General features: G+C 60.7%; 9 protein-coding genes and 1 pseudogene. 7 read left to right on the top strand and 3 right to left on the bottom strand.

Translation table 11 applies throughout. The features are described 5' to 3' along the window. The 6 genes and pseudogenes from ABY948_RS10820 to rsd form a co-directional block, all read left to right on the top strand. Nucleotides 1–547: pseudogene (locus ABY948_RS10820) on the top strand (glutamate--cysteine ligase); the annotation flags it as partial. Then, nucleotides 544–1,131 carry an acyl carrier protein phosphodiesterase gene (locus tag ABY948_RS10825; RefSeq protein ID WP_461482550.1) on the top strand — a complete coding sequence of 196 codons (588 nt, stop codon included), beginning with the start codon at nt 544–546 and terminating at the stop codon, nt 1,129–1,131. The pseudogene ABY948_RS10820 and the gene ABY948_RS10825, both read left to right, overlap by 4 nt. Before the next feature lie 20 nt (nt 1,132–1,151). Then, nucleotides 1,152–1,634, top strand: coding sequence for a disulfide bond formation protein B (locus tag ABY948_RS10830; RefSeq protein WP_461482551.1), 483 nt, complete (start codon nt 1,152–1,154; stop codon nt 1,632–1,634). Then, complete coding sequence (locus tag ABY948_RS10835; protein ID WP_461482552.1) at nt 1,631–1,990, top strand: CidA/LrgA family protein; 360 nt, start codon at nt 1,631–1,633, stop codon at nt 1,988–1,990. Before ABY948_RS10830 ends, ABY948_RS10835 begins: the two co-directional genes overlap by 4 nt. Further along, nucleotides 1,987–2,691 (top strand): LrgB family protein, encoded by a 705-nt coding sequence (locus ABY948_RS10840; RefSeq protein WP_461482553.1) that lies wholly within the window; start codon nt 1,987–1,989, stop codon nt 2,689–2,691. The genes ABY948_RS10835 and ABY948_RS10840 overlap by 4 nt, the downstream gene beginning before the upstream one ends. Nucleotides 2,692–2,787: 96 nt before the next feature. Beyond that, nucleotides 2,788–3,258, top strand: a complete 471-nt coding sequence (rsd, locus tag ABY948_RS10845) for a sigma D regulator (RefSeq protein WP_461482554.1) — start codon at nt 2,788–2,790, stop codon at nt 3,256–3,258. A 78-nt stretch (nt 3,259–3,336) separates the two neighbouring features. Here the strand turns inward: rsd and ABY948_RS10850 are convergent, their stop codons facing one another. Genes ABY948_RS10850 through elbB form a run of 3 tightly spaced genes read right to left on the bottom strand, consistent with a single transcriptional unit; the run spans nt 3,337 to nt 5,282 of the window. After that, nucleotides 3,337–4,074 carry an FKBP-type peptidyl-prolyl cis-trans isomerase N-terminal domain-containing protein gene (locus ABY948_RS10850; RefSeq protein WP_461482555.1) on the bottom strand — a complete coding sequence of 246 codons (738 nt, stop codon included), beginning with the start codon at nt 4,072–4,074 and terminating at the stop codon, nt 3,337–3,339. Nucleotides 4,075–4,123: 49 nt separating this feature from the next. Beyond that, a complete protein-coding gene (locus ABY948_RS10855; protein ID WP_461482556.1) occupies nt 4,124–4,621 on the bottom strand; it encodes a TIGR02444 family protein in 498 nt (165 codons plus the stop codon). Nucleotides 4,622–4,625: 4 nt separating this feature from the next. Then, nucleotides 4,626–5,282, bottom strand: coding sequence for an isoprenoid biosynthesis glyoxalase ElbB (gene elbB, locus ABY948_RS10860; RefSeq protein ID WP_461482557.1), 657 nt, complete (start codon nt 5,280–5,282; stop codon nt 4,626–4,628). A 115-nt stretch (nt 5,283–5,397) separates the two neighbouring features. On the opposite strand from elbB, the gene ABY948_RS10865 reads away from it, so the two are divergent. Further along, the coding region (locus tag ABY948_RS10865; RefSeq protein ID WP_461482558.1) for a universal stress protein at nt 5,398–5,846 on the top strand (449 nt) is incomplete at its 3' end.

Raw genomic sequence — 5,846 nt, forward strand, 5'->3', positions numbered from 1 at the left:
ATTGCAGATGGATTTTCTCGACATCTTCCTGCTCACCTGCCTGCTGTCCAGCAGCCCGGCCACCGACGATCGGGAATACCGCAATATTCTCGAAAACCAGCGCCGCATGGTTTATCAGGGTCGCCATCCCACCCTCAGCCTGCGCGATGGGCAACATGAGCGCAGTATGCAGGAGTGGGCGGCAGCGCTGTTTGCCGACATGGAAAACGTGGCGGAACTGATGGACCGGCACCACCAGAGCGACCGCTACCGCCAAACCCTGGCCACACTGCAGCAGCGCTTGGAAGACCCGTCGCTGACCCCATCCGCGCGCATCCTCAACGAAATGGCCGAAAGCGGACAGAGCTATTTCCGGGTCGCCATGAACCACGCCATGCAGCACCGCCAATATTTCCTGGACAGCCCGCTCGACGCGGCCATCGAAGCGCAGTTCCGTGAGCAGGCGGCCATCTCGCTGCAGCAACAGCAGCAGCTTGAAGCAGCCGACAGCCAACCCTTCGAGCAGTTTCTGGCCGATTATTACCGGCAGTACGACTTCAAGCTGTGAACTACCTGGCCCATCTCTATCTGTCAGGAGATGATCCCGAGTGGATGATAGGTGGACTGCTGGGAGATTTCGTCAAGGGGTCACTGTGCGGAGCGTTCCCCAGCGCCGTTGAAGCGGGTATTGCGCTGCACCGTCGCCTGGACGCGTTCACTGACAGCCAGCCCGAAGTCCAGCGGGCCATTGCCCGCTTTGAGCCCCCCTTCCGGCGCTTTGGCGGCATCTTGGTCGACCTGTGTTTCGACCATTTTCTGGCCGCTGACTGGCCGCGTTATCACTCCCAGCCGCTGGATCACTATTGCGCCCGTTTCTACCGCGCGCTGGCCAGCTACCCCGGTGACTTGCCCGCCGGCGCAGCGCACTTTTGCGAGGTGGCCCCCAGGGTGAACTGGCTGGAAAATTACGCGGAATTTACGCGTTTGGAGCAGATGCTGGAGCGCATCGGCCAGCGCTTTCGCACCCCGGTGCCACTGCAGCTGGCGTTCCCCCAGCTGCAGCAGCACTACCCCTTGCTGCTCGAGGAATTCGTCCTGGTGTTTCCCCGCCTCGTTGAGTTTTGCGAAAGGCAGCGACTAGAATCGACTTAGACTCGAAAGGAAACTCGCCCATGCCCCTGCCTTCCCCCAGACAGACCAACCTGCTGATCTTTTTCGGCTGCCTGCTGCTGATACTCGTCGCCCTCTACATGCAGCATGTGATGGGCCTGAATCCCTGCTACCTGTGTATCACCCAGCGAGTCTTTGTGATGTTGACCGGCCTGCTTGGCCTGCTGGCGTTCATCCACAACCGCGGCCTGCGCATCTACGGCGCCCTGACGGCATTGAGTGCCCTGGGCGGCGGCTTCTTCTCCAGTAAACAGCTGTGGCTGCAAAGCCTGCCGGAGGATCTGGTGCCCGCCTGCGGCCCCCCCGCCGAATACCTGTTCGATGTGTTCAGCTTCAATGAAGCCCTGGCCATGCTGCTGCGCGGGGATGGCAACTGTGCCGAAATCCAGTGGACTTTTCTCGGCCTCAGTATTCCCGGCTGGACCCTGATCTGTTTCCTCGGCCTGGCGGCGTTGGGCATCTGGCAGGTGGTGCGCCGGGCGTGAACAGGTTGCGAGGTCTCGCGATCTTGGTCTGTTTCCAGGGCGTTGGCGAGGCCTGTGTTTATTTCAGTGGCGCGCCCATCCCGGGGCCGGTGATCGGCATGCTGTTGTTATTTGCCAGCCTGCAACTGAGCCGCACCGAAACCCCCGAGTGGCTCGGTCAGACCGGTCATTTCCTGATCCGCTGGCTGGCGCTGATGTTCCTGCCCGCCTGTACCGGGCTGTTCTTTTTGCCAAACATTGCCAGCGATCAGTGGCTACCGATTATCGCGGCGATGGTAGTCGGCACCCTGCTGACCATGGCCGTCGCCGCGGTGCTGATGAAAAAACTCCTGCCTGCCGGAGGGCAGGAGCTGTGAACAACTGGCTGCTGTTGGCCGCGTTGCTGGCCCTGACCGGCATTGCTTTTGCGCTGGCGTTCCGCCTCTATCAGGCCTTTAAAACTCGTCCCGCCATCCAGGCACTGCTGCATCCCCTGGTGACCGGTCCCCTGTTGGTCACTGGCGTACTGCTGCTGTGCGGTATCGATTACAGCCAGTACCGTCGGGCCAACAGCCCTTTTTTCTTGCTGCTGGGCACCGCCACCGTGGCCCTGGCCATTCCACTGCACCAGCAGTTTCACCACATCCGCCAGCTGGCCCGCCCGCTGCTGGCCACGCTGCTGTTCGGCGCCTGTTTCGCCGTGATCAGCGCACTGGGCATTGCCTGGCTGCTGGGCGCCACCCCTGAAACCCTGGTCTCCCTGGCACCCAAATCGGTGACCACCCCCATCGCCCTGGGCATAGCTGAAAAGGTCGGGGGGTTGCCGGGACTCACCGCCGGGGTAGTGGTGTTGACCGGCGTCATCGGCGCAATTCTGGGGCCACCGCTGTTTCGCAAACTTGGCGTTGGCGACGAGCGCATCATCGGTTTCGTCACCGGCATTTGCGCCCACGGCGTCGGCACCACCCGCGCCTTTGAAATCAGCCCGCGCTGCGGGGCCTTCTCCAGCCTGGGCCTGGGCCTGACCGGCGCACTCACCGCCCTGTTGCTGCCCTGGCTCATTCTCTGGTTTTTGTAGCCCCTCGCGGACGCTCCCGCACTGTCGCGGTGCTTGCCAGCACGAAAACGTTTCCCTATGCTTGGTCTCCCATAACAATTACAAAAGCTGCTGTTTATGCTTGAGAACTGTAAGTCGGCACAAGAACGTTGGGGTGGTGTCAGCCACCTGATTGATCAATGGCTTCAGGAGCGCCAGGAAATGCTGGTGCGTTTCTGCAGCCTCGGCGAGATCCGCGCCTTTAACAGCGAGGATCTGGCCCACCGCCACAAGGTGAAGGCCTTTTGCGAGATCCTGGTGGACTACACCTCGGCCGGTCATTTTGAAATCTATGACCAGTTGGTCCGGGAGGGGAACGATTTTCAGGACAGTGATGGCCTGCACAGGGCCAGCGAGTTATTGAAAACCATCGATGGCACCACCCAAAGGATCCTCGACTTCAATGACAAGTACCTGGAAACCGACGATCTGTCAGCCCTGGCACGGGATCTCTCCAACCTCGGCGAATCCCTGAGCGCCCGGATGGAGGCGGAAGACAGCATGATTGAAGTGTTGCACACCGCTCACCGCAGCAAGCTCGCTCTCTAGCCCCGGCCAGCGCCCACAGATAAAAAAAGGCCCTGATGGGCCTTTTTTGTCTCACTGATGCGCTTGGTCAACGAGCGACTATTCCTTGATCTTCACCAGTTCCACTTCAAAAATGAGGGTGGCATTCGGGCCGATCAGCCCGCTGGTACCGCTCGGGCCGTAAGCCAGCCCGGCGGGAATATACAACTCCCACTTGGCGCCTTCCTGCATTTTCTGCAGCGCTTCCGTCCAGCCGGGAATCACCTGGTCGACGCGAAACTCAACGGCTCCGCCGTGTTTTTCTGAGGCGTCAAACTCGGTGCCATCCACCAGTGTGCCGCGGTAATTGACCTGAACCGTGCTATCCGATTTGGGCGAGGTTCCCGCACCTTCGGTAATCACCCTGTATTGCAGGCCCGTATCGGTGGTCACAACACCCTCTTTTTTGCCATTTTCGGTCAGGAAAGCCTTGCCTTCTGCGGCATTGAGCTCCGCCGCCTCGGCCATGGCCTGTTCCTGCTCGGCAGCCATCGCCTGCTGCTTGGCCTGCTGCTCCTCCTGAAAGGCCTGCACCACGGCCGAGAGCTCTTCCTCCGTCAGGCGCGGGTCACGACTGTCCAGCGCATCGCTCAAACCGGCGGCAAAGGCATCGCGATCCAGTTCGATCTCGGCCCTGGCAAGCTTACTGCCGGTATCCATGCCAATCACATAGCTGATCTTTTGTGTTTGGCTCTCCAATACGGCCGTATCAGCGGCTGTTTCAGATTGTGTTTTGTCTTCACAGGCTGTCAACGCAACCACGGCGACAGATGCGAACAACAGCGTTTTCATCTTCATAGGTCATCCCTTTGCAAGGTCATTGAGTATCGGGCATCTTACCCCAAAATCAGGCCTGGGATAGTGGCGCCGTTAACGGCCAGCACAGCGGACTGTCTTCTGGCAGCGGCGGTGCGGGCAGCGATGCCAGATAAAGCGCGAGATTCTGCCTTTGCCACTCGGCGACTACCCTCTCGCCACCCGGTCTCTCGGGATTGCCGCCCACCGCCAGCCACCAGCTGACCAGGCGGTCTTGGACTATGCGCTCGGCCTTCAGTTCCAAGGCGCTGACCGCCGCCAGCATCTGGTCGGTGTCAGCCGACTGCTTGAGAAAACGACGTACCTGCCGCAGTGGCTGCACGACGCCACGGTCCCACTCCCCGACCAGCAATCGGGCCTCGGCCAACTGTCCGGATGTGAGCAGTTCACCGCGGCAACCGAGCCAGCAACAGAACAGCAACAGGTTGACGTTTGCCTCGCTGCCGTCCTGCAATGCCAGGCAGGTTTCCGCCACCTCCCGGCGGGCGTAGTGCGCCAGCGAGTACTGCCAAAGGGGGTTGTCCGTCACCGGATTACGCCATCGCCAGTACAGTATCCACCAGCTTGTTGATGCCACCGGCCGCCTCACTGATGCTCCCCGCCAGCATGTACGCCGGGGTGGTAACGAGTTTGTTGGCCCGATCGACACAGACTTCATCTACCGTGCAATTCTGGTGAACGGCGCCGCTCGCCTCGATGGCCTCGGCCGTAGCCGGATCATTGCCGATGGTACAGACCGCTCCGGCGCCAAACAGCACGCCGGTCATGGCCGGGGCGATACAGATCAAACCCACCGGCTTGCCCGCTTTGTGCATGGCCTGGATGAATGCCAGCAGCGCAGGGTTGACCCTCAGCTGGGCGCCCTGCAGGGCAAAGTCCGAGAGATTTTTGGCCGCGCCGAATCCCCCCGGCAAAATAACGGCATCGTAGTCTGCGGCATCGGCTTCCGCCAGGTCACGGATATTGCCCCGAGCCAGCCGAGCCGCCTCAACCAGTACGTTGCGGGCTTCATGCTCGACCACTGTCCCGGTGGCGTGGTTAATCACGTGAAGTTGCGGGATGTCGGGGGCAAAACACTGCACCTGCGCCCCCGCCTGGTCGAGACGCAGCAAGGTGAGCACCGACTCGTAAATCTCGGAACCGTCATAAACGCCGCAACCGGACAGAACTACCGCTACGCGCTTGCTCATGAAATACCCCTCCACTGAAGTAAACTGATACAGAAAAAAATAGTCTATGGTTAGAGAAGACCCGATTATATGGAGCTACCGAGCGGATTCCTACGGTTCTCCGGGAGCACAAGCCATGGCGAACTGCCTGAAATACCTTGTCGTGATGGATCCCGATGCCCCCCACCAAACTGCCCTGAACAGGGCCGTGGCCCTTGCGGGCCGCAGTGGCGCCAATGTGGTCGCCTTCGCCTGCTGTTATCTCAGTGAACAGGACATGCTGCACTTCAATTCCCGGCACGAGGCGAAACACGATGCCCGCCAGCGACTTGAACAGTGGTTGTACAGCCAGACCGGCCACTTGCACGGCCGGGTGAGAATCACCTGTGAATCGGCCTGGAACGGGGATCATATTGCCGCCGCCTGTTACCGGGCTCAGCACCATGACGCCTGCATGATGTTTCTCCGCCACCATGACCGGCAACCGCTGCAACACTGGCTGGAGCACAGCCCCTGCCCTCTCTACCTGACCACCGACCGCGATACCCTCGCCGGCGCGCACCCGGTGCTCGCCACCATCGACCC

Source organism: Porticoccus sp. (genome assembly GCF_041592135.1).
Lineage (GTDB): Bacteria > Pseudomonadota > Gammaproteobacteria > Pseudomonadales > Porticoccaceae > Porticoccus.